This is a genomic window from Streptomyces racemochromogenes (assembly GCF_044129415.1).
GTDB classification, from domain to species: Bacteria; Actinomycetota; Actinomycetes; order Streptomycetales; family Streptomycetaceae; genus Streptomyces; species Streptomyces racemochromogenes_A.
Window position 1 is genome coordinate 56,371 of the sequence record NZ_JBBDHD010000029.1, and the last position, 19,914, is coordinate 76,284.

Sequence of the window (19,914 nt, forward strand, 5' to 3'; positions counted from 1 at the left end):
CGGTGGGGCCGCAGACGGCAGCAGTAGTCACCGCGGCAGTGTCCCACCCCTTACCGTCGGGGGGAACCGGGTAAACCCGGAGCAGCGCCGCCCCGACGGCGCGGCCCGCCGGGCAGGCCCTAGAAGAGGGGCTGCGGGAGGACGCCCTCCAGCGCGAGCAGGGTCCGCTTGGTCTCCACCCCGCCCCCGAAGCCCCCGATGCCGCCGTCGTTCTCCACCACGCGGTGGCAGGCCACCACCAGCGGCAGCGGGTTCGACCCCATGGCGTTGCCGACGGCCTGGGCCGCCCCCGGCTGCCCCGCCCGGGCCGCCAGCTCCCCGTACCCGACCACCGAGCCGTAGGGCACCGTGCGGTCGAGCTCCAGCAGCACCCGGCGGTTGAAGCCGGAGCTGAGCCGCCAGTCCAGGGGCAGGTCGAAGCGGCGCAGCGTCCCGGCGAAGTAGGCCTTCAGCTGGCGTATCGGCTCGGCCAGCAGTTCCTCCCGGCCCGGATCCGGCCGCCAGGCGTCGGCGCCGAGCCGGGAGACCAGGGCGCCGATCATCCGGTCCACCCGGTCGGGCGCGGCATGGAACTCCACCTTGACCAGGCCCTCGGGGGTCGCGGCCAGGAGCAGGGGACCGATCTCGCTCGGGAGGACGGTCCATTCGAGGTGCGGCCCGCGGGGCCGCTCGGTGCTGTCCACGCCCCCACGGTACGGCGCCCCGCCGACAGCGCCGCCCGCCCGGCGCCGCGGACGCGGCCGGGGGACCGGAAGGCCGGGGAGACCCGGGCCCGGGTGCCCGGAGCCGCGCCGGTCCTAGTAGCCGCCCACGGCCATCCGTACGACGTCCGGCGCGTTCGTGATGATCCCGTCAACCCCCATCTCCCGCACCTTCCGGGCGGTGGGGGCGTCGTCCACGATCCAGGTGTCGACCTCCATGGCCTTGCCGTGGGCGCCCCGCAGCCGGTGCACCGCCGCCACCCAGTCGGCCGAGATCGTCGTGTGCCAGGGGTTGATCCGGTCGGTGAACTCGGCGTACCGGGGCAGGTCGGCCACGGTCGGCGTGCCCAGGAAGGCCGTGACCAGGTCGGGGCGCAGGCCGTGCACGATGCGCACGGACTCGGCGCTGAAGCTCTGGACCACCAGGCGGCGCGAGACGCGCTGGGCGTCCAGCCAGCCGGTCTCCTCCAGCACCTTCAGCGTCTGCTCCTCGATGCCCGGGTAGAGCTCGGGCTTCTTGATCTCCAGCAGCAGGCGCTGCCGGTTGTCCTGGACCCGCTCCATGTACTGCCGCAGGGTGGGCACCCGGGCGCCGGCGAACCGCGGCGAGAACCAGCTGCCCGCGTCCAGTCGGGCGATCTCCGCCGCGGTGAAGTCCTTGACCCGCCAGGGCTTCCGGTCGGGGAACACCTGCTCGACGTCGGTGGTGCGGGCCAGCGTGTCGTCGTGGATCACCACCAGCTCGCCGTCCCTGGTCCGCTGGACGTCGTTCTCGACCCAGTCGAAGCCCAGCCGCATCGCCAGGTCGATCGCTTCGAGGGTGTTCTCCGGGGCGTACGCGGAGGCCCCCCGGTGGGCGTACACGGTGGGCCCCAGCAGCCCTGCGGCGCCGGGGGCGGACCCGGGCCCGGGGGCGCCGGCCGACGCCGTCCCGCCCAGGAGGGTCAGGGTGAGGCCCAGGAAGGCGGCGGCCGCGGCGGCGGCGGTTCGGACGTACATGTGCGTTCTCCTCGGGTCGTGAGCCCTGTTCCTGCGTCAGACGGATCCGGAGCGGCAGTCGTTGTGGCTGTGCACTTCACGGCGGAGCGTTCACCGCGATCATGGGCTCGAAGATCACACGGACGCCACCGAACTACGACAAACGGACCAGAAAGGGGGAGGGCCGCTCCGTCCGACGGACCCTTCGGGGGCCGCCGGGTGCCCGGCGGACCTGGGGCGGGGCGCGTGCGGGCGCCCGAGTGTCAGTGGGGAGCCGTACGGTGGAGTCATGCGGCCCGTATCGAAGATCGAACGCACGGTGGCGCCTTTCGAGGTCGTCAGCCCCTACCAGCCCAGCGGCGACCAGCCGGCGGCCATCGCCGAGCTGGAGAAGCGCATCCGCGCAGGTGAGAAGGACGTCGTCCTGCTCGGTGCCACCGGCACCGGAAAGTCGGCCACCACCGCCTGGATGATCGAGAAGCTCCAGCGCCCGACCCTGGTGATGGCGCCGAACAAGACCCTCGCCGCCCAGCTGGCGAACGAGTTCCGCGAGCTCCTGCCGAACAACGCCGTCGAGTACTTCGTCTCGTACTACGACTACTACCAGCCCGAGGCCTACGTTCCGCAGTCGGACACCTACATCGAGAAGGACTCCTCGATCAACGAGGAGGTGGAGCGGCTGCGCCACTCCGCGACCAACTCGCTGCTCACCCGGCGCGACGTGATCGTCGTCGCCTCCGTATCCTGCATCTACGGCCTCGGCACCCCGCAGGAGTACGTGGACCGGATGGTCCCGCTCAAGGTGGGCGAGGAGATCGACCGGGACCGGCTGCTGCGCCGCTTCGTCGACATCCAGTACACCCGCAACGACGTGGCCTTCACCCGGGGGACCTTCCGGGTGCGCGGGGACACCATCGAGATCTTCCCGGTCTACGAGGAACTGGCCGTCCGCATCGAGATGTTCGGCGACGAGATCGAGGCGCTCTCCACCCTGCACCCGCTGACCGGCGAGGTCATCAGCGAGGACCGCGAGCTGTACGTCTTCCCCGCCAGCCACTACGTCGCCGGCCCCGAGCGCATGGAGAAGGCGATCCGCGGGATCGAGGCCGAGCTCGCGGAGCGCCTCGCCGAGCTGGAGAAGCAGGGCAAGATGCTGGAGGCCCAGCGGCTGCGCATGCGCACCACGTACGACCTGGAGATGATGCGCCAGATCGGCTCCTGCTCCGGCATCGAGAACTACTCGCTGCACATGGACGACCGCGAGCGCGGCTCGGCGCCCAACACGCTGATCGACTACTTCCCCGAGGACTTCCTCCTCGTCATCGACGAGTCGCACGTCACCGTGCCGCAGATCGGCGCCATGTACGAGGGCGACGCCTCCCGCAAGCGGACCCTCGTCGACCACGGCTTCCGCCTGCCGTCCGCCCTGGACAACCGTCCGCTGAAGTGGGAGGAGTTCCAGGAGCGCATCGGGCAGACCGTCTACCTGTCGGCGACCCCCGGGAACTACGAGCTCTCGCGCGCCGACGGCTTCGTCGAGCAGATCATCCGCCCCACCGGCCTCGTCGACCCCGAGGTCGTCGTCAAGCCCACCGAGGGCCAGATCGACGACCTGGTGCACGAGATCCGCGAGCGGGTGGAGAAGGACGAGCGGGTCCTGGTCACCACCCTCACCAAGAAGATGGCCGAGGACCTCACCGACTACTTCCTGGAGCTCGGCATCCAGGTCCGCTACCTGCACAGCGACGTGGACACCCTGCGCCGCATCGAGCTGCTGCGCGAGCTGCGCTCCGGCGAGTACGACGTCCTGGTCGGCATCAACCTGCTGCGCGAGGGCCTCGACCTGCCCGAGGTGTCGCTCGTGGCCATCCTCGACGCCGACAAGGAGGGCTTCCTGCGCTCCGGGACCTCCCTCATCCAGACCATCGGCCGTGCCGCGCGCAACGTGTCCGGCCAGGTCCACATGTACGCGGACAAGATGACCCCCGCGATGGAGAAGGCCATCGAGGAGACCAACCGGCGCCGCGAGAAGCAGATCGCCTACAACACGGCCAACGGGATCGACCCGCAGCCGCTCCGCAAGAAGATCAACGACATCGTCGCCACCATCGCCCGCGAGGAGCTCGACACCGAACAGCTGCTCGGCACCGGCTACCGGCAGGCCAAGGACGGCAAGGGCGCCAAGGCCCCGGTCCCGGCCCTCGGCGCGGCCGCCCAGGCCAAGGCCGGCAAGGGCGCCAAGGGGGCCAAGGGCGCCAAGGCCGCCGAGGTGCTCACGGACCGCCCCGCCGCCGAACTGGCCGCACTCATCGAGCAGATGACCGAGCGGATGAGGGGCGCGGCCGCCGAGCTCCAGTTCGAGGTCGCGGCCCGCATCCGGGACGAGGTGGGCGAGTTGAAGAAGGAGCTCCGGCAGATGCGGGAAGCGGGCCTCGCCTGACCCGGGGGCGGTCAGTAGGGTGTGGGAACAGCCGCAGGTACACGCTGCCTGGGGGTGGGCTATGGAGAGGGGACGCGCGTGACGGTCAACATGACCAAGGGCCAGGCCATCAGTCTGGAGAAGAAGGGCGGCGGCACGCTGACCGCGGTCCGGATGGGCCTCGGCTGGCAGGCCGCCAAGCGCCGGGGGCTGTTCGGCTCGCGCACCCGCGAGATCGACCTGGACGCCTCGGCGGTGCTCTTCGCGGACAAGCAGCCCGTGGACGTGGTCTTCTTCCGGCACCTCCAGAGCGACGACGGTTCGGTCCGGCACACCGGTGACAACCTCGTCGGCGGCGTCGGCCAGGGTGGGGACGACGAGGCCATCCTCGTCGACCTCCAGCGCGTGCCGGTCCACATCGACACGATCGTCTTCACGGTGAACTCGTTCACCGGCCAGACCTTCCAGGAAGTGCAGAACGCGTTCTGCCGCATCGTCGACGAGACCAACGGCCAGGAACTGGCCCGCTACACCCTCGACGGCGGCGGCCAGTACACCGCGCAGATCATGGCGAAGGTGTCCCGGTCGGGCGGCGGCTGGCAGATGACGGCCCTCGGCACCCCGGCCAACGGCCGGACCTTCCAGGACCTGATGCCGGCGATCCTGCCGCACCTGTAGACAGCACCGGCGGACAGCACCGCGGACAAGAGAAGAAGGCACGGGGGAGGGGCTGCACGATGACGGCCGAACTGGTCCGGGGACAGAACCACCCCGTGCCCCACACGCGGGTGGAGGTCACGGTCTCGGCGGGCACCGCCGTGCTCGCGCTGGCAGCCCTGGCCGACGAACAGGGCAGGCTGCCGGGCCCCGGCGCCCTGGCCCACCCCGGCACCCCGGCCCCACCGGGGATCGGCGCGCCGGGGGAACCCGCCGAACGGCACACCCTGGGCGTCGACCTCGACGCCGTCGCGCCGGAGGTCCACCGGATCGGCGTGCTCCTCGTCCTGCCCCCCGGCGGCCCCCAGCGCTTCGGCACCCTCCCGGCCCCGCAGGTGGCCATCGCCGGGCAGGGCGGGACCGAATTCGCCTCCTTCGCCGTCGACGGACTGGACACCGAGTCCGCCCTGGTCGCCCTGGAGCTCTACCGGCGCCAAGGCGCCTGGAAGGTGCGGGCCGTCGGGCAGGGGTACGCGGGCGGGCTCACCGCCCTCCTCGCCGACGGCGGACTGCCGGCCGCCGAGGCCGCCGCCCTCGCCGACGAGGCCCTGCGCGCGGCCGCCCGCCCCGCGGACGCCGGACGCCCCCTCGCCTCCCTCCCGCACGCCCAGGACCGGGACGCGGCGGGGCACCCCGCACCGGCCGTGCCCGGGCCCGCGGACCCGGTCCCCGTCTCCGGAGCCCCCTACGCCGGCACGCCCGGCCCCGCCCCGGCCGAGCCCGCCGACGGCCGGCCCACCATCGACTACGCCCACCCGCGCCGGCGCCGCACCACGGCCGAGGCGCCCGAGCCGGCTCCCAGCCCCCCGGCAGCCTCCCCCGACGACCCGGACGGCCCCCCGGCCCCCGTCGCCGGGGACGCCACCGGCTGGTCCATGGACGAGCGCCTCTACAACCAGGTCTGGGGCATGTTCGAGGACCTGGCCCGCACCGTCGCCGCCTATCGCAGCGCCGTCGACTTCGCCGACTCCCGCCTCGACCGCGAACTGGACGAGGCCCTGTCCGACCCCCGCCACCGCCTCGGAAGCCCCGACGGCTCCGGAGGCGACGCCCGTGAGACCGCCCGGGCCCGCCGCGACGACCTCGTCGCCCAGGCCCGCGCCGTCCTCGACCGCGACCTCGCCCAGCTCACCGCCGAGTCCGAGGTGGTCGAACCCGCGCTGCCGGCCGCGTACGCCCGCTGGGACAACCCCGTCTGGCACGGCGGGGAGACGCCCGAGGAGGGCCCCCTCGCCCTGCGCCTGGGCAACCTCAGCCTCCCCGAGAGCCCCGGGCTGAAGATCCCCATGCTGATGCGGCTCCCGCTGGACCGCGGCCTGTGGATCGACAACGGCCGTACCGGTTCCGAGGCCGCCATGACCATGGACACCGACCGGCTGCGCCGCGCCGCCATGGACATGGCGGTCGCCCACGCCGCCCGGCTGCTCGCCGTCCACCCCGCCGGCCGGTTCTCCGTCCACGTCATCGACGCGGCCGGCGCGGCCTCCGCCGCGCTGGCCCCGCTGGTGGCCGCCGGCGTGCTGGCCGCGCCGCCCGCCGCCGGCGCCGCCGGGGTGGCCGACACCCTCGCCCGGCTGACCCGCCGGGTGGACCTCGTACAGATGGCGCTGCGCGCCGGCGCGCCCGAGGACCTGCCCCCGGACCTGGACCCGGCCGACCAGCTGCTCGTCGTGCACGACTTCCCGCACGGCTTCGACGACCGCGCCGTCACCCAGCTGCGCTACCTGGCCGACGAGGGCCCGTCGGTCGGCGTGCACCTGCTGATGGTCGCGGACCGCGACGAGGCCTCCGCGTACGGTCCGCTGCTGGACCCGCTGTGGCGCTCGCTGCTGCGGCTGTCGCCGGTACCGGACCAGTACCTCGCCGACCCGTGGGTGCAGCACGCCTGGACCTTCGAACCGGACCTGCCGCCGCAGGGCAGCCGGGTCCTCGGCCAGGCGCTGGACCGCGTCGCGCGGGCCCGCCGGGCCACCCGGCAGTAGATCGGCGAGGGCGGCCCATGACCGGTCGATGACCATTCGGTGACCCCCGTTTGGGGATCCCTTTACCTTTGGCCCCTTCCGCGGGTACCCTGAGACCTGCGGAGGGGAGTATTCCTGCTGTTCCTGCGCGGCGTGCCCGTCAGTACGGGCCACCCGGTCGATCCGACGCGGTGGTCCCGGGGCGCCGGCCCGCGGCCCGTGAGGGGCCCGGGTGGAAGAGACCTCCGGCAGCGATGACGCTGACCCTTGTGCCGAGCCATCCGCCGGAGGCGTGAATACCGTGGACGTTTCGTTGACCCTCTGGGTGCTGACCATTCTCGGTCTCGGCATCCTCATAGGCGCCGACTTCTTCATCGGCCGCAAGCCCCATGACGTCTCCCTCAGGGAGGCGGGCACCTGGACGGTCGTCTGGATCGTCCTCGCCGCCCTCTTCGGCCTCGGCCTGCTGGTCTTCGGCAACGGCCAGGCCTCCCAGGAGTTCTTCGCCGGCTTCATCACCGAGAAGTCCCTGAGCGTGGACAACCTCTTCGTCTTCGTCCTGATCATGGCGAAGTTCTCGGTGCCCTCCCACCTCCAGCAGCGCGTCCTGCTGGTCGGCGTACTGATCGCCCTGGTCCTGCGCGCGGTGTTCATCGCCGCCGGCGCCGCGATCATCACCACCTTCTCCTGGGTCTTCTACCTCTTCGGCGCCTTCCTGATCTACACCGCCTGGAAGCTGATCCAGGAGGCCCGCAAGGACGACGAGGAGGAGGAGTTCGAGGAGAACCGCCTGCTCAAGTCGATCGAGAAGAAGTTCGGCGTCGCCGACCGCTACCACGGCACCAGGCTCTTCATCCGCGACCACGGCAAGCGGATCATGACCCCGCTGATGGTGGTCATGCTCGCCATCGGCACCACCGACGTCCTCTTCGCCCTGGACTCCATCCCCGCGATCTTCGGCCTCACCCAGGACCCGTACATCGTCTTCACCGCCAACGCCTTCGCCCTCATGGGCCTGCGCCAGCTGTACTTCCTCATCGGCGGCCTGCTCAAGAAGCTGGTCCACCTCAGCTACGGCCTGTCCGTGATCCTGGGCTTCATCGGCGTCAAGCTGGTGCTGCACGCCCTGCACGAGTCCGGGGTGCACGTCCCGCAGATCTCCATCCCGGTCTCCCTGGGCGTCATCTGCGGCGTCCTGGTGATCACCACGATCACCAGCCTGATCGCCTCGAAGAAGCAGGCGGCGGCCGAAGCCGCCGCCGAGGAGCCCCGGAGCGTCGACGCCTGATCCGGTCCCGGGCGCTAGGCGGGGGCGGCCGCTTCGGCCGCCTCCGCTTCGGCCGTCCCCGTCCCCGTCCCCGCACCGCCCGCCCGGTCCGGGGCCGGGGCGGTCTCCGGGAGGAGGGCGAAGCAGCCGAGGCTGAGCAGGGCCACAGCGGTCAGGTACACGGCCACGCCCCACGGCGGACCCGAGCCGGTCGCCAGGGCCGTCGCCACGACGGGGGTCAGGGCGCCGCCGAGGACCCCGCCCAGGTTGTAGCCGACGGCAGCGCCGGTGCAGCGGATCCGCGGGGCGTACAGCTCGGGCAGGTACGCGCCCACCACCGCGTACATCAGGACCATCGCCAGCAGGGCGCCGACGCAGCCCACCGTCACCAGCAGCGGGTCCGCGCTGCCCAGCAGCGCCACGAAGGGGAACATCCACAGCGCGCAGGCCGCGCTGCCGGCCAGGCACATCGGACGCCGGCCCCAGCGGTCGCCGAGCGCCGCCAGCGGCGCCGTCACCAGCCCCATCAGCAGGACGGCGGCCATGACCACGGCGAGCATCAGGGTCCGGTCCATGTCCAGGCGCCCGGTGGTGTACGCGAGCGACCAGGTGGTGACCGCGTAGAAGACGGAGTACCCGACCGACATCGCCCCGCCGGTCAGCAGGAGCAGCCGCCAGTGGCCGCGCAGCACCTCCGACAGGGGGGCCTCGGCCCGCCGGCCGGTCTCGGTGAGGGCCCGGAACTGCGGGGTCTCCTCCACCGACCGGCGCAGCCACAGCCCGGCCAGCGCCAGCAGCCCGGCGCACCAGAAGGGCACCCGCCAGCCCCAGGCGCCGAACTGCGCGTCGCTCAGCAGGGCGGACAGGGCCAGGGTCAGCCCGTTGGCCAGGAGGAAGCCGGTGGAGGGGCCCATCTGCGGGAAGCTCGACCAGAGCCCGCGCCGCCCCTCGGGGGCGTGCTCGGCGGTCAGCAGCACCGCCCCGCCCCACTCCCCGCCGAGCCCCAGCCCCTGGAGGAAGCGCAGCAGGAGCAGCAGGACCGGCGCGGCGATCCCGATGGAGGCGTACGAGGGCACGCACCCGACCGCCACGGTGGCCAGCCCGGTCAGCAGCAGCGAGGCGAGCAGGACCGGGCGCCGCCCGTAGCGGTCGCCGACGTGCCCGAAGACGACCGAGCCCAGCGGACGGGCCAGGAAGCCGACGCCGAACGTGCCGAAGGCTGCGAGGGTTCCCGCGAGCGGGGAGAACGAGGGGAAGAAGAGCGGGCCGAGCACCAGGGCGGCGGCCGTGCCGTAGACGAAGAAGTCGTAGAACTCGATGGCGGTCCCGACCAGGGAGGCCAGGGCGAGCCGCAGCATCGAGGGGCCGGAGGCGCCGGAGGCCTCGGCGGGGACGGGAGGCGGGGAGAGGTCCTGTTGCATGGTGCAGCAACTACCCCGCCCCGCCTCACCGGGACATGCGTTCGGTCGAGGTCGACCGGAAGGAGCGCATGGCCGCCCGGCGTTGACGGCGGCACACGCGCCGGGGGGTCACCAGCCCCGCTCGCGCCATTCCGCGAGGTGGGGGCGCTCGGTGCCGAGCGTGGTGTCGTTCCCGTGGCCCGGGTAGACCCAGGTCTCGTCGGGCAGCTGCCCGAAGATCTTGGTCTCGACGTCGTCGATGAGACTGGCGAAGTTCTTCGCGTCGCCGCCCGTGTTGCCGACGCCGCCGGGGAAGAGGCAGTCGCCGGTGAACACGTGCGGGTGCCCGTGCGGGTCGTCGTAGACCAGGGCGATGGAGCCGGGGGTGTGGCCGACCAGGTGGCGGGCGGTCAGCGAGACCCGTCCGACCGTGATCACGTCCCCGTCCCCGACCGGGACGTCCGTGGGGACGGGGATGCCCTCCGCGTCCTGGGCGCCCGCGTAGGTCCGCGCCCCGGTGGCGTCGACCACGGCCTGGAGGGCGCCCCAGTGGTCGCCGTGCCGGTGCGTGGTGACGACGGACGCGATGCCGTCGTCGCCGATCAGGTTCAGCAGCGTGTCCGCCTCGGCGGCCGCGTCGATCAGGAGCTGCTCGCCGGTGGCCCGGCAGCGCAGCAGGTACGCGTTGTTGTTCATGGAACCCACCGCGACCTTGGAGATCATCAGGTCCGCGAGTTCGTGCACGTCGGCGGGACCGCCGACCTTCACCGCTCCGCTGTACGTCATGTCCGAATCCTAGAGCGCGGGGAGTTCGGGCAGGCGGTCGCCCGCTGCGACGGTGAGGCGGGCGCCCTTGTGGCCGCGGCCGGCGAGCCAGCCGAGCAGCTCGTCCTTGGGGCCGCGGAGGGTCACCGGGGCGCCCTCGGTGCCGCCCGTGCGGGCGACCGGGGCGCCGTCGGGGCCGGTCAGGGTGACCGGGGGGACGTCGGGGCGGCCGGACCAGCGGTCGGCGAGGAAGGCGATCTCCCGGTCGGTGAACTCCTCCGGGAGGTCGGAGAGCTCGTAGCCGATGTTCAGGTCGACGTGGTGGAGCTCCACCTCGACGAGCCGGCGGAACGGCACGTTCGCGGCGAGATCGGTGACCCCGTTCCGCAGCTCGACCGTGCGCTGCCAGTCCTGGGCGGGCTCGGTGGTGGCGAGGAAGCGGGCCCCGGAATCACGGAGGTCCGTCAGGTGTTCTTCCAGGGGCCGGCCGGAGTCGCGCTCGATGTCCGCGTCGCGGGCGGCGGCGCTCTCGTACATGGGGCGGCCCTCGAAGACGTTGACGAGGGCGTCGGCATTGCGCGCCAGGTGGGCCAGGATGTGGCCGCGGGTCCAGCCCGGGAGGTGTGACTCCTGGGAGAGGGAGGCGTTGTCCAGTTTCGCGACCGCGTTCAGCAGCCGTTCGGTGGCTTCACGTACAGAGGCCAGGTCGTGCACATGATCAGTCATGGGGCCGAGCCTAGTGGCCCGGAGGGCGGGGCCACACGATCGGGTGAAGCCCTCTTGCGCGTGCCGTAAATCGAATGTGCGTGCTATACGCTCGATAGTCCAGACACACTCCATCGCAGAGGCGCCCCCCATACCCTGGACAAGCCGGGGGCCTGTGCCCCCGCTCTCTCAAGAAAGGTGCGGACCGGCGTGACCGACCGTCTCATCGTTCGTGGCGCTCGCGAGCACAACCTGAAGAACGTCTCGCTCGACCTGCCCCGCGATTCCCTCATCGTCTTCACCGGACTCTCCGGCTCGGGCAAGTCCTCCCTGGCCTTCGACACGATCTTCGCCGAGGGCCAGCGCCGCTACGTCGAGTCGCTCTCGTCGTACGCCCGCCAGTTCCTGGGCCAGATGGACAAGCCCGACGTCGACTTCATCGAGGGCCTCTCGCCGGCCGTCTCGATCGACCAGAAGTCGACCTCGCGCAACCCCCGCTCCACCGTCGGCACCATCACCGAGGTCTACGACTACCTCCGCCTGCTCTTCGCCCGCATCGGCAAGCCGCACTGCCCCGAGTGCCGCCGCCCGATCTCCCGGCAGTCCCCGCAGGCCATCGTCGACAAGGTCCTCGCGCTCCCCGAGGGCAGCCGCTTCCAGGTGCTGTCCCCGCTGGTCCGTGAGCGCAAGGGCGAGTTCGTCGACCTCTTCGCCGACCTCCAGACCAAGGGCTACAGCCGCGCCCGGGTGGACGGCCAGACCATCCAGCTCTCCGAGCCGCCCACGCTGAAGAAGCAGGAGAAGCACACCATCGAGGTGGTCGTCGACCGCCTCACCGTCAAGGACAGCGCCAAGCGCCGGCTCACCGACTCGGTGGAGACCGCCCTCGGCCTCTCCGGCGGCATGGTCATCCTGGACTTCGTCGACCTCGCCGAGGACGACCCCGAGCGCGAGCGGATGTACTCCGAGCACCTCTACTGCCCGTACGACGACCTCTCCTTCGAGGAGCTGGAGCCGCGCTCCTTCTCCTTCAACTCGCCCTTCGGCGCCTGCCCCGAGTGCACCGGCATCGGCACGCGCATGGAGGTGGACCCGGAACTGATCGTCCCGGACGAGGACAAGTCGCTGGACGAGGGCGCGGTCTCGCCCTGGTCGCTCGGCCACACCAAGGACTACTTCCAGCGGCTGGTCGGCGCACTGGCCGGGGAACTGGGCTTCCGCACCGACATCCCGTGGGCCGGACTGCCGCAGCGCGCCAGGAAGGCCCTGCTGTACGGGCACAAGACCCAGATCGAGGTCCGCTACCGCAACCGGTACGGGCGCGAGCGCGCGTACACCACGGCCTTCGAGGGCGCCGTGCCCTTCGTCAAGCGCCGGCACGCCGAGTCCGAGAGCGACGCCAGCCGCGAGCGCTTCGAGGGCTACATGCGCGAGGTGCCCTGCCCGACCTGCGAGGGGACCCGGCTCAAGCCGATCGTGCTCGCCGTGACGGTGATGGAGCGGTCCATCGCCGAGGTCGCCGCGATGTCGATCAGCGAGTGCGCCGACTTCCTGGGGCGCCTGAAGCTGGACGCCCGCGACAAGAAGATCGCCGAGCGGGTCCTCAAGGAGGTCAACGAGCGGCTCCGCTTCCTGGTCGACGTGGGTCTCGACTACCTCTCGCTGAACCGCGCCGCCGGCACCCTCTCGGGCGGCGAGGCCCAGCGCATCCGCCTCGCGACGCAGATCGGATCCGGTCTGGTCGGCGTGCTGTACGTGCTGGACGAGCCGTCCATCGGCCTGCACCAGCGCGACAACCACCGGCTGATCGAGACGCTGGTGCGGCTGCGGGACATGGGCAACACGCTCATCGTCGTCGAGCACGACGAGGACACCATCAAGGTGGCCGACTGGGTCGTGGACATCGGCCCCGGCGCCGGCGAGCACGGCGGCAAGGTGGTGCACAGCGGCTCGCTGAAGGAGCTGCTGAAGAACGGCGAGTCCATGACCGGGCAGTACCTGTCCGGCAAGAGGTCCATCCCCGTGCCGGACGTCCGCCGGCCGGTGGACGAGGACCGCAAGCTCACCGTCCACGGCGCCAAGGAGAACAACCTGCGGGACATCGACGTGTCCTTCCCGCTGGGCGTCCTCACGGCGGTCACGGGCGTGTCGGGCTCCGGCAAGTCCACGCTGGTCAACGACATCCTCTACACGCACCTGGCGCGCGAGCTGAACGGCGCCCGGTCCGTGCCGGGACGGCACACCCGGGTGGACGGCGACGACCTGGTCGACAAGGTCGTGCACGTGGACCAGTCGCCGATCGGCCGGACGCCGCGGTCCAACCCGGCGACGTACACGGGCGTCTTCGACCATGTGCGCAAGCTGTTCGCGGAGACGATGGAGGCGAAGGTGCGCGGCTACCTGCCGGGCCGCTTCTCCTTCAACGTCAAGGGCGGCCGGTGCGAGAACTGCTCCGGTGACGGCACGATCAAGATCGAGATGAACTTCCTGCCGGACGTCTACGTCCCGTGCGAGGTCTGCCACGGCGACCGGTACAACCGGGAGACGCTGGAGGTCCACTACAAGGGCAAGTCCATCGCCGAGGTCCTGAACATGCCGATCGAGGAGGCGCTGGAGTTCTTCGAGGCGGTCCCGACGATCGCCCGGCACCTGAAGACGCTGACCGAGGTCGGCCTGGGCTACGTCCGCCTCGGGCAGTCGGCCCCGACCCTGTCGGGCGGCGAGGCGCAGCGCGTGAAGCTGGCGTCGGAGCTGCAGAAGCGGTCGACGGGGCGGACGGTCTACGTGCTGGACGAGCCGACGACCGGTCTGCACTTCGAGGACATCTCGAAGCTGATCAAGGTGCTGTCGGGGCTGGTGGACAAGGGGAACTCGGTGATCGTCATCGAGCACAACCTGGACGTCATCAAGACCGCGGACTGGGTCGTCGACATGGGCCCCGAGGGCGGCTACGGCGGCGGTCTCGTCGTCGCCGAGGGCACGCCGGAGCAGGTCGCCTCGGTGGGCGCGAGCCACACGGGGAAGTTCCTGCGGGACATCCTCGGGGCGGAGCGGATCTCCGACGCGGCGACGGTGCCGGCGGCGCGGAGCGCGCGGAAGAAGGCGGCCCCGGCAAAGAAGGCGGCCCCGGCGAAGAAGGCGGCCTCGCGGAGCCGCAAGGCGTAGTCGCGCCGTGGGGTGGGGGGCGGGTGCCGCTGCGCGGAGCCTCCCCCCGCCCCGCCGTTCCCCAGGGCCGGCCCCGGCCCGCGTTCCCGGGGGCTCCGCCTCCAGACCCCCGACCCCCGGCCCCGGCCCCGGGAGGCGGCGGAGCGGCACCTTCCAGCCTGCGCGGCGTTTGAGCGCACGGGCGCGGCGTCCGGGGCGGAGCCCCGGGGTCTTTCAGTCCGCCGGGATTGAGGCGCGGGTCCGGGCAGAGCCGGGGAACGGTGGAAGGGCGGGGCGGGGAGCCGGCCCCGCGCAGCGGCAATGCGGCACCGCCGGTCGGGGGCTACGCGGCGACGCCCACCGCGCGGCCCGCCGTCGACGGGTCGGACAGGGTGTCCAGGAGGGCCGTCGCCACGTCCGCGCGGGCGATCACGCGGCCGCCCGGGACGTTCGCGTCCACCGCGCGCCGGTAGCGACCCGTCCCAGGCCGGTCCAGCAGGCGCGGCGGGCGGACCACCGTCCACCGCACCCCGCTCGGGGCCGCCGCGATCACGGCCTCCATGACCGCCAGGTCCGCGTACAGGTCGCGCAGCGCCCAGCGGAGGAGCGGGTAGCCCAGCTTCCGCAGCAGCAGGCCGTCCCCCTCCGCGTCCGGCCCCAGCGGCGCCGCGCTGACCACCGAGAGACGCCCGCCCCCCGCCCGTTCCATCGCCGCGACCACCGCCCGCAGGGCCGGCCCGGTGACCGGTGTCAGCCGGGCCTGTCTGTTGTTGGCGGCGCCGAGCGCCGAGATCACCGCGTCCCGCCCCGCCAGGACGGGCACCAGCGCCGCCTCGTCCGTCAGGTCGGCCACGACCGCGACCCGCAGCCGCTCGTGCGCCGGCACCTCCAGCCGGGCGGGGTCGCGGACCACCGCCGTCACCTCGTGGCCCGCGGCGAGGGCCTGCCGGACCACCTCGCGGCCGACGCCGCCGGTCGCTCCGAACACCGTGATCTTCATCGTCGACCCCTGTCGAAGGTGGTGGGTGAGTATTCACTCACCCTCTGGTCCACTAGGGTGAGTGAATGCCCACCCCGAAGTCAACCCGGCCCGCCTCCGAGCGGCTGCTGGACGCCGCCGAGACCCTCATGCGCACCATCGGCCTCGCCAACACCACCACCAAGGCCATCGCCCGCGAGGCAGGCTGCTCGGAGGCCGCGCTCTACAAGCACTACGCCAACAAGGAGGAGCTGTTCGTCCGCGTGTTGATGGAGCGCACGCCCAACGCCGGGCCGCTCATGGCCGCGCTGGGCGGCGGTCCCGGCGAAGGCCCCCTCCAGGACGCACTCGCCGACATCGCCCGGCACGCCTCGCTGTTCTACGCCGAGGCGATGCCGATGGCCGCCTCGCTGTTCGCCGAGCCCGCCCTGCTGACCCGCCACCGCGAGGGGGTCCAGGAGATCGGGCAGGGCCCGCACGTGGTGCTCGACGCCCTCGAAGGACGCCTGCGCCGGGAGCTCGACGCCGGTCGGCTCCGGGCGGGCGCCGACCCCCGCGCCGCCGCCGCGCTGTTGCTCGGCGCCTGCTTCCAGCGGGCCTTCTTCCTGCACTTCTCCGGCGCCGAAGTGGTCCAGCCGGTGGAGGAGTTCGCGCCGGCCCTCGCCCGGACCCTGTGGGCCGCTATCGGCTGAGGCCGAGTTCCGCCGCGTACGGCGGCTCGCAGCCGGCCCTGGTACAGGTCAGCGCGGCCGCGCGGGCGGCGTGGGCCAGGACGTCCGGCCAGTCCGCCCCGCGCGGGTCCGCGGTGCCCGCGAGCCGGTGCAGCAGGGCCGCGTTGACGGTGTCGCCCGCGCCGATCGTGTCCGCGACGGTCACCGGAAGGGCCGCCGCGCTGTGCTCCGCGCCGTCGGAGGTCCACACCGTCATCCCCGCCGCCCCCCGGGTCAGCACCACGGCCGAGGGCCCCGCCGCCAGCCAGTCCCCGACCCGGCCGCCCAGCCAGTCCGCGTCCTCCTCGGACAGCTTCAGCACGGACACGTACGGCAGCCGGCCCAGGAACCGTTTCCGGTATCCGGCCGGGTCGGCGATCAGCGCCGGGCGGACGTTGGGGTCGAGCAGGGTGAGCAGCCCGCGCCCCGACTCCCGCCGCAGCAGGGCCTCGTACGCACTCGCGCCCGGCTCCAGCACCAGCGAGCAGCTGCCGAGGGCCAGGGCCCGTGCCCGCGGGGGCAGCGCGGGCGGCAGGGCGAACAGCCGGTCGGCGGTCCCCTCCACGTAGAAGCCGTACGCGGCCGAGCCGTCCGGGGAGAGGGAGGGCACGGCCAGCGTGGTCGGCTCGGGCCCGCGCTGCACCAGCGAGAGGTCCACCCCGGCGGCCCGCAGCCCGGCGAGCAGCCCCTCGCCGAAGCCGTCGGCCGACACCCGGGAGCAGAAGGCCACCGGAGCTCCCAGCCGGCCCAGCGCCAGGGCGGTGTTGTACGGTCCGCCGCCGGGCCGGGACAGCAGCGCGCCCGGCGGCTCCGCCACGGGCACGAGGTCGATCAGGGCTTCTCCACCGACGACGATCACGCGGGGGAAGCTATCCCATCGGGCGCCGGTATCGTCGGGTGGGCCCCGCCCGGGGCCCGCCCCCTCGTGCCAGGAGAACCGCATGTCCGCGTCACAGCCCGCCGCCCGCCGTACCGTCCTCAAGGGCGCCGCCGCGCTCGCCGGGGCCGTGGGCGCGGGGGCGGCGCTCACCGCCTGCTCGACCGAGGGCGGCAGCGGCGCGGGCGGCCCCGCCGTCCCGAAGGAGCCGGTCGAGCTGGGTGCCGCGACGGAGGTCCCGGTCGGCGGCTCGAAGCTGTTCCGGGAGCACAAGCTCGTCGTCAGCTGCCCGGCGGAGGGCCAGTACAAGGCGTTCAGCGCCACGTGCACGCACGCCGGCTGCGTCCTCGACAAGATCGACAAGGGTGAGGGCAACTGCCCGTGCCACGGCAGCCGCTTCGACGTCACCACGGGCAAGGTCCTGCGCGGCCCCGCCTCCGACCCCCTTCCGGCCGTCCCGGTCAAGGCGGAGAACGGCAGGCTGATCGCGGGCTGAGCCCCACCCCGGGCCGCCCACCGCCCCTACCCCCAGTCCCAGACGATGCCCAGGATCCCCGGGCGGACCGCCTCCTCGACCAGGTGGACCGCGCGGTGGCGGCCGCTGGGGGTGAGGTCGGACAGGGCGGTGCGGGGGGCCGCCGGGGAGGTGCGGGCGAAGCGGTGGCAGCGGACGGGCAGGGCCGCCTCGTCGAAGCGGACCTGGAGCATGTACTGGCCGCCCGCGTAGGTGAAGCCGCGCACGTACTCCGTGCTGCGCGGGCCCGTGCCGTCCTCGATGCCGTACCCGAAGACGTACGTGTCCCCGCGCCGCAGCCGCGCGTCGAAGAGCAGCTCCGCCACGACCACCCCGGCCTCCGGGTGGCAGCGGACCCGGCCCGTGCGGCAGTTCTCGTACGCCGTCACCGCCACCCGGGCCGCGTCACAGCCCGGGTCGCCGTGGTGGATGGCGAGGTAGCGGTCGACCCCGTCGCGGTGGGCCCGCACGACCTGCTGCGACTCGCGCGTGCGCAGCTCGCCCTCCGGGCCGATCAGGACCCGTTCGTGGTGGCCGACCGAGTGCAGGCCGCCGTCCGCCGGGAGATCCATCTCCGCCAGCAGCCGTTCCACCGCCGCGCCGGCGCTCACCAGCGCCCGGTAGGGCCGGGCGGCCGGGCGGGCCGGGCCGGCGGCGGGCGCCGGGTCGGCCAGCAGGCGCAGCAGGGAGCCCGGGGGGAGCTCCAGGATCTCCTCCAGGGCCGAGACCGCCCGCAGCGACTCCCGGTGGCGCGGGCGCCGGGCGCCCTGCTGCCAGTAGCTGAGGCTGGTCACTCCGAGTTTGATGCCGCGCGCCGCGAGCCGGTGCTGCACCCGGTGCAGGGGCAGTCCGCGCGCGGCGAGGGCGGCGCGCAGGGCGAGGTGAAAGGGGCCGCCGCGCAGCAGCTGTCCGAGGTCCGCCGTGCCCGAACGGTCCGCCGTGCCTGCCGTGTCGCCGGTCGGCCGCATGGCGACTCTCCTCTGTGAACGTTCACACGCGCCGGGGTGGGGGACCGGGCCGTGGTTCCGGGAGACCAGGTGGAACTAGAGCAACCGTTCACACCGCAGCCCCACCGTTCACACTGCAATGTCACCGCGTATTGAAGCGTGTTGACCTGATCGCGACAACACCCCGATGCTCCTCCACAGCGTCCGGACGCGCTCCTCCACCCCCACACACCTGAGTCCCCACCTCGGGAGGAACGCGATGCGCAACAGAAGAGGGCGGCTCTCCCCGGCCGCCTCCCTGATCTCCGCCCTGCTGCTCGTACTGCTGACCCTCGGGTCCGGCGCCGGCACCGCCACCGCCGCCGTCCCGACCGCCGACCCGGGCGCCGCCCCGACGTCGGCCCTCGCGTACAAGCGGCTCGACATCACCATGCAGGCGCAGCAGAAGAGCAACTGGTGCTGGGCCGCGAGCGGCAACACCATCGCCACCTGGTTCGGCCGGACCTACAGCCAGAACCAGTTCTGCAACGCCGCCTTCAACCGCCAGCAGGGCACCGAGTGCCCCAACAACCAGGCCACGCTCGGCAACGTCCAGACCGCGCTGCGCTGGGCCGGGATCAACTCCGGCAGCTACGTCACCGGCTGGCTCCAGTACTCCACCGTCCAGACCGAGATCAACGCCAACCGGCCCGTCGAGACCCGCATCCAGTGGTCGGGCGGCGGCGGCCACATGCACGTCCTCTACGGGTACGACACCGCGAGCAGCTGGGTCTACTGGGGCGACCCGTGGCCCTCGAACGACCGCTACAACTGGGCCTCCCACGCCTGGTACGTGGACAACGACACCTTCTCCTGGACCCACTCCCTCTACCGGATCGGGGCGTGACCGCGTGACCGCCAAGACCGTTCGCGCCGCCGCCGTGGCCCTCGCGGCCGCCGCCCTGACCGCCGCCCTGGGCGGGCAGGCCTCCGCCGCGCCCGTCCCCCAGCCGCAGACCGCCACCGCCGAGAACCGGGCCGCCGCACACGAGGCGGCCGCCGCGCCGGACACCCTGGCCACCCTGTCCAGGTTCTTCGCCCGGGAGGGGAAGGTGTCTGCGGCCGCCGCCCGGCCCCGGATCGAGGGGGAGGCGATACCGGTGAGCTACCTGGCACCGGAGTTCGTCGCCGGGAAGGCCGGGGCCGCGGTGGCCCGGGTGGAGTTCCTGGCGAGCGAGGCCGTGTCCTCGGACGGGCAGAAGGCCGCCCTGTGGACCGCGAAGACCGGGACCGGATGGGAGGTCGTGAACATCGCCACCGGCGACGACGAGTTCCGCTACGCGGCCCTCGGAGCCGCGAAACTGCCCGGCGGGACCGTGTTCCGGGAACCGCAGATCGACGCCTGGTACGTCGCCGACGGCGGGCGCGTGCTGCCCCTGGACGAGGACGCCGTACGGGCCGTGGGCCCGGACGGGGTCGCGCTCGGGGCCTACCGGGCGCGGGTCGTGAAGGCGTACGGGGACAAGCTGCCGGGGTCCGCGTACGCGCAGCGGGGCCTGGCCGGGGGTTACGCCGGGGCGGCCCCGTCGGCCGGCGTCGGTGACGGTGCCGGGGGCGGGCCGGGGGCGGTGCTCGCCGGCGGCGCCGGGGCGCTGGCGCTGGGCGCGGCGGGGGCCGTCGCCCTGCTGCGGCGGCGCCGCACCGCCGGGGCCTGACCCCGGGCCCCCTCCCGTGGGGGGGGGGGGGGGGGGGGGGGGGGGGGGGGGGGGGGGGGGGGGGGGGGGGGGGGGGGCCGCGCCCCCCCGCCCGCCCCCCCCCCCCCCCCCCCCCCCCCCCCGCCCCCCCCCGCCC

17 protein-coding genes are annotated in these 19,914 nt (G+C 73.2%); 9 read left to right on the plus strand and 8 right to left on the minus strand.

Going from position 1 to position 19,914, the window contains the following annotated elements; genetic code table 11:
* Nucleotides 1–119 precede the first annotated feature (119 nt).
* Together WDV06_RS14250 and WDV06_RS14255 are read right to left on the minus strand one after the other, a co-directional pair.
* Nucleotides 120–683, minus strand: a complete 564-nt coding sequence (locus tag WDV06_RS14250; protein WP_395510082.1) for a methylated-DNA--[protein]-cysteine S-methyltransferase — start codon at nucleotides 681–683, stop codon at nucleotides 120–122.
* A gap of 114 nt (nucleotides 684–797) precedes the next feature.
* Nucleotides 798–1,700 carry a glycerophosphodiester phosphodiesterase gene (locus WDV06_RS14255; RefSeq protein WP_395510083.1) on the minus strand — a complete coding sequence of 301 codons (903 nt, stop codon included), beginning with the start codon at nucleotides 1,698–1,700 and terminating at the stop codon, nucleotides 798–800.
* A 268-nt stretch (nucleotides 1,701–1,968) separates the two neighbouring features.
* Between WDV06_RS14255 and uvrB the strand changes: the two genes are divergently transcribed.
* The 4 genes from uvrB to WDV06_RS14275 all read left to right on the plus strand — a co-directional run bounded on the left by uvrB (nucleotide 1,969) and on the right by WDV06_RS14275 (nucleotide 8,064).
* Entirely contained in the window at nucleotides 1,969–4,119 is a 2,151-nt protein-coding gene (uvrB, locus tag WDV06_RS14260; protein ID WP_395510084.1) for an excinuclease ABC subunit UvrB, read from the plus strand.
* Nucleotides 4,120–4,197: 78 nt separating this feature from the next.
* Nucleotides 4,198–4,776, plus strand: a complete 579-nt coding sequence (locus WDV06_RS14265) for a TerD family protein (protein ID WP_395510085.1) — start codon at nucleotides 4,198–4,200, stop codon at nucleotides 4,774–4,776.
* A gap of 59 nt (nucleotides 4,777–4,835) precedes the next feature.
* Nucleotides 4,836–6,797 (plus strand): TerD family protein, encoded by a 1,962-nt coding sequence (locus WDV06_RS14270; protein WP_395510086.1) that lies wholly within the window; start codon nucleotides 4,836–4,838, stop codon nucleotides 6,795–6,797.
* Nucleotides 6,798–7,077: 280 nt separating this feature from the next.
* Nucleotides 7,078–8,064, plus strand: coding sequence for a TerC family protein (locus WDV06_RS14275; RefSeq protein ID WP_395510087.1), 987 nt, complete (start codon nucleotides 7,078–7,080; stop codon nucleotides 8,062–8,064).
* Between the two features lie 14 nt (nucleotides 8,065–8,078).
* Here WDV06_RS14275 and WDV06_RS14280 read toward each other — a convergent pair whose 3' ends face one another.
* From WDV06_RS14280 to WDV06_RS14290, 3 genes are all read right to left on the minus strand, one after another.
* Nucleotides 8,079–9,401 (minus strand): MFS transporter, encoded by a 1,323-nt coding sequence (locus WDV06_RS14280; protein ID WP_395510102.1) that lies wholly within the window; start codon nucleotides 9,399–9,401, stop codon nucleotides 8,079–8,081.
* Between the two features lie 171 nt (nucleotides 9,402–9,572).
* Complete coding sequence (locus WDV06_RS14285) at nucleotides 9,573–10,229, minus strand: MBL fold metallo-hydrolase (RefSeq protein ID WP_395510088.1); 657 nt, start codon at nucleotides 10,227–10,229, stop codon at nucleotides 9,573–9,575.
* Nucleotides 10,230–10,238: 9 nt separating this feature from the next.
* Complete coding sequence (locus tag WDV06_RS14290; RefSeq protein WP_395510089.1) at nucleotides 10,239–10,934, minus strand: maleylpyruvate isomerase family mycothiol-dependent enzyme; 696 nt, start codon at nucleotides 10,932–10,934, stop codon at nucleotides 10,239–10,241.
* 189 nt (nucleotides 10,935–11,123) lie between these two features.
* On the opposite strand from WDV06_RS14290, the gene uvrA reads away from it, so the two are divergent.
* Nucleotides 11,124–14,078, plus strand: a complete 2,955-nt coding sequence (uvrA, locus tag WDV06_RS14295) for an excinuclease ABC subunit UvrA (protein ID WP_395510090.1) — start codon at nucleotides 11,124–11,126, stop codon at nucleotides 14,076–14,078.
* A 322-nt stretch (nucleotides 14,079–14,400) separates the two neighbouring features.
* Here the strand turns inward: uvrA and WDV06_RS14300 are convergent, their stop codons facing one another.
* Entirely contained in the window at nucleotides 14,401–15,057 is a 657-nt protein-coding gene (locus tag WDV06_RS14300; RefSeq protein WP_395510091.1) for an NAD(P)-dependent oxidoreductase, read from the minus strand.
* Between the two features lie 65 nt (nucleotides 15,058–15,122).
* On the opposite strand from WDV06_RS14300, the gene WDV06_RS14305 reads away from it, so the two are divergent.
* Nucleotides 15,123–15,728: a TetR/AcrR family transcriptional regulator gene (locus tag WDV06_RS14305; protein WP_395510092.1), complete on the plus strand. Its 606-nt coding sequence runs from the start codon at nucleotides 15,123–15,125 to the stop codon at nucleotides 15,726–15,728.
* On the opposite strand, the gene WDV06_RS14310 is transcribed toward WDV06_RS14305, so the two are convergent.
* Nucleotides 15,718–16,605 (minus strand): carbohydrate kinase family protein, encoded by an 888-nt coding sequence (locus tag WDV06_RS14310; protein WP_395510093.1) that lies wholly within the window; start codon nucleotides 16,603–16,605, stop codon nucleotides 15,718–15,720. The two genes, WDV06_RS14305 and WDV06_RS14310, sit on opposite strands and share 11 nt — an antisense overlap.
* Before the next feature lie 82 nt (nucleotides 16,606–16,687).
* On the opposite strand from WDV06_RS14310, the gene WDV06_RS14315 reads away from it, so the two are divergent.
* On the plus strand, nucleotides 16,688–17,119 hold the full coding sequence (locus WDV06_RS14315; protein WP_395510094.1) for a Rieske (2Fe-2S) protein: 432 nt from the start codon (nucleotides 16,688–16,690) through the stop codon (nucleotides 17,117–17,119).
* Between the two features lie 26 nt (nucleotides 17,120–17,145).
* On the opposite strand, the gene WDV06_RS14320 is transcribed toward WDV06_RS14315, so the two are convergent.
* Entirely contained in the window at nucleotides 17,146–18,105 is a 960-nt protein-coding gene (locus WDV06_RS14320) for a hypothetical protein (RefSeq protein WP_395510095.1), read from the minus strand.
* Nucleotides 18,106–18,343: 238 nt separating this feature from the next.
* Between WDV06_RS14320 and WDV06_RS14325 the strand changes: the two genes are divergently transcribed.
* Together WDV06_RS14325 and WDV06_RS14330 are read left to right on the plus strand one after the other, a co-directional pair.
* Complete coding sequence (locus tag WDV06_RS14325; protein ID WP_395510096.1) at nucleotides 18,344–18,970, plus strand: papain-like cysteine protease family protein; 627 nt, start codon at nucleotides 18,344–18,346, stop codon at nucleotides 18,968–18,970.
* A gap of 4 nt (nucleotides 18,971–18,974) precedes the next feature.
* Nucleotides 18,975–19,778 (plus strand): hypothetical protein, encoded by an 804-nt coding sequence (locus WDV06_RS14330; RefSeq protein ID WP_395510097.1) that lies wholly within the window; start codon nucleotides 18,975–18,977, stop codon nucleotides 19,776–19,778.
* Nucleotides 19,779–19,914: the final 136 nt, after the last annotated feature.

Coding starts and splice junctions, on each gene's coding strand:
- WDV06_RS14255 (WP_395510083.1), bottom strand. CDS start 1,700: ATGTACGTCCGAACCGCCGCCGCCGCGGCCGCCGCCTTCCTGGGCCTC.
- uvrB (WP_395510084.1), top strand. CDS start 1,969: ATGCGGCCCGTATCGAAGATCGAACGCACGGTGGCGCCTTTCGAGGTC.
- WDV06_RS14270 (WP_395510086.1), top strand. CDS start 4,836: ATGACGGCCGAACTGGTCCGGGGACAGAACCACCCCGTGCCCCACACG.
- WDV06_RS14280 (WP_395510102.1), bottom strand. CDS start 9,401: ATGCTGCGGCTCGCCCTGGCCTCCCTGGTCGGGACCGCCATCGAGTTC.
- WDV06_RS14285 (WP_395510088.1), bottom strand. CDS start 10,229: ATGACGTACAGCGGAGCGGTGAAGGTCGGCGGTCCCGCCGACGTGCAC.
- WDV06_RS14290 (WP_395510089.1), bottom strand. CDS start 10,934: ATGACTGATCATGTGCACGACCTGGCCTCTGTACGTGAAGCCACCGAA.
- WDV06_RS14300 (WP_395510091.1), bottom strand. CDS start 15,057: ATGAAGATCACGGTGTTCGGAGCGACCGGCGGCGTCGGCCGCGAGGTG.
- WDV06_RS14305 (WP_395510092.1), top strand. CDS start 15,123: ATGCCCACCCCGAAGTCAACCCGGCCCGCCTCCGAGCGGCTGCTGGAC.
- WDV06_RS14315 (WP_395510094.1), top strand. CDS start 16,688: ATGTCCGCGTCACAGCCCGCCGCCCGCCGTACCGTCCTCAAGGGCGCC.
- WDV06_RS14320 (WP_395510095.1), bottom strand. CDS start 18,105: ATGCGGCCGACCGGCGACACGGCAGGCACGGCGGACCGTTCGGGCACG.
- WDV06_RS14325 (WP_395510096.1), top strand. CDS start 18,344: ATGCGCAACAGAAGAGGGCGGCTCTCCCCGGCCGCCTCCCTGATCTCC.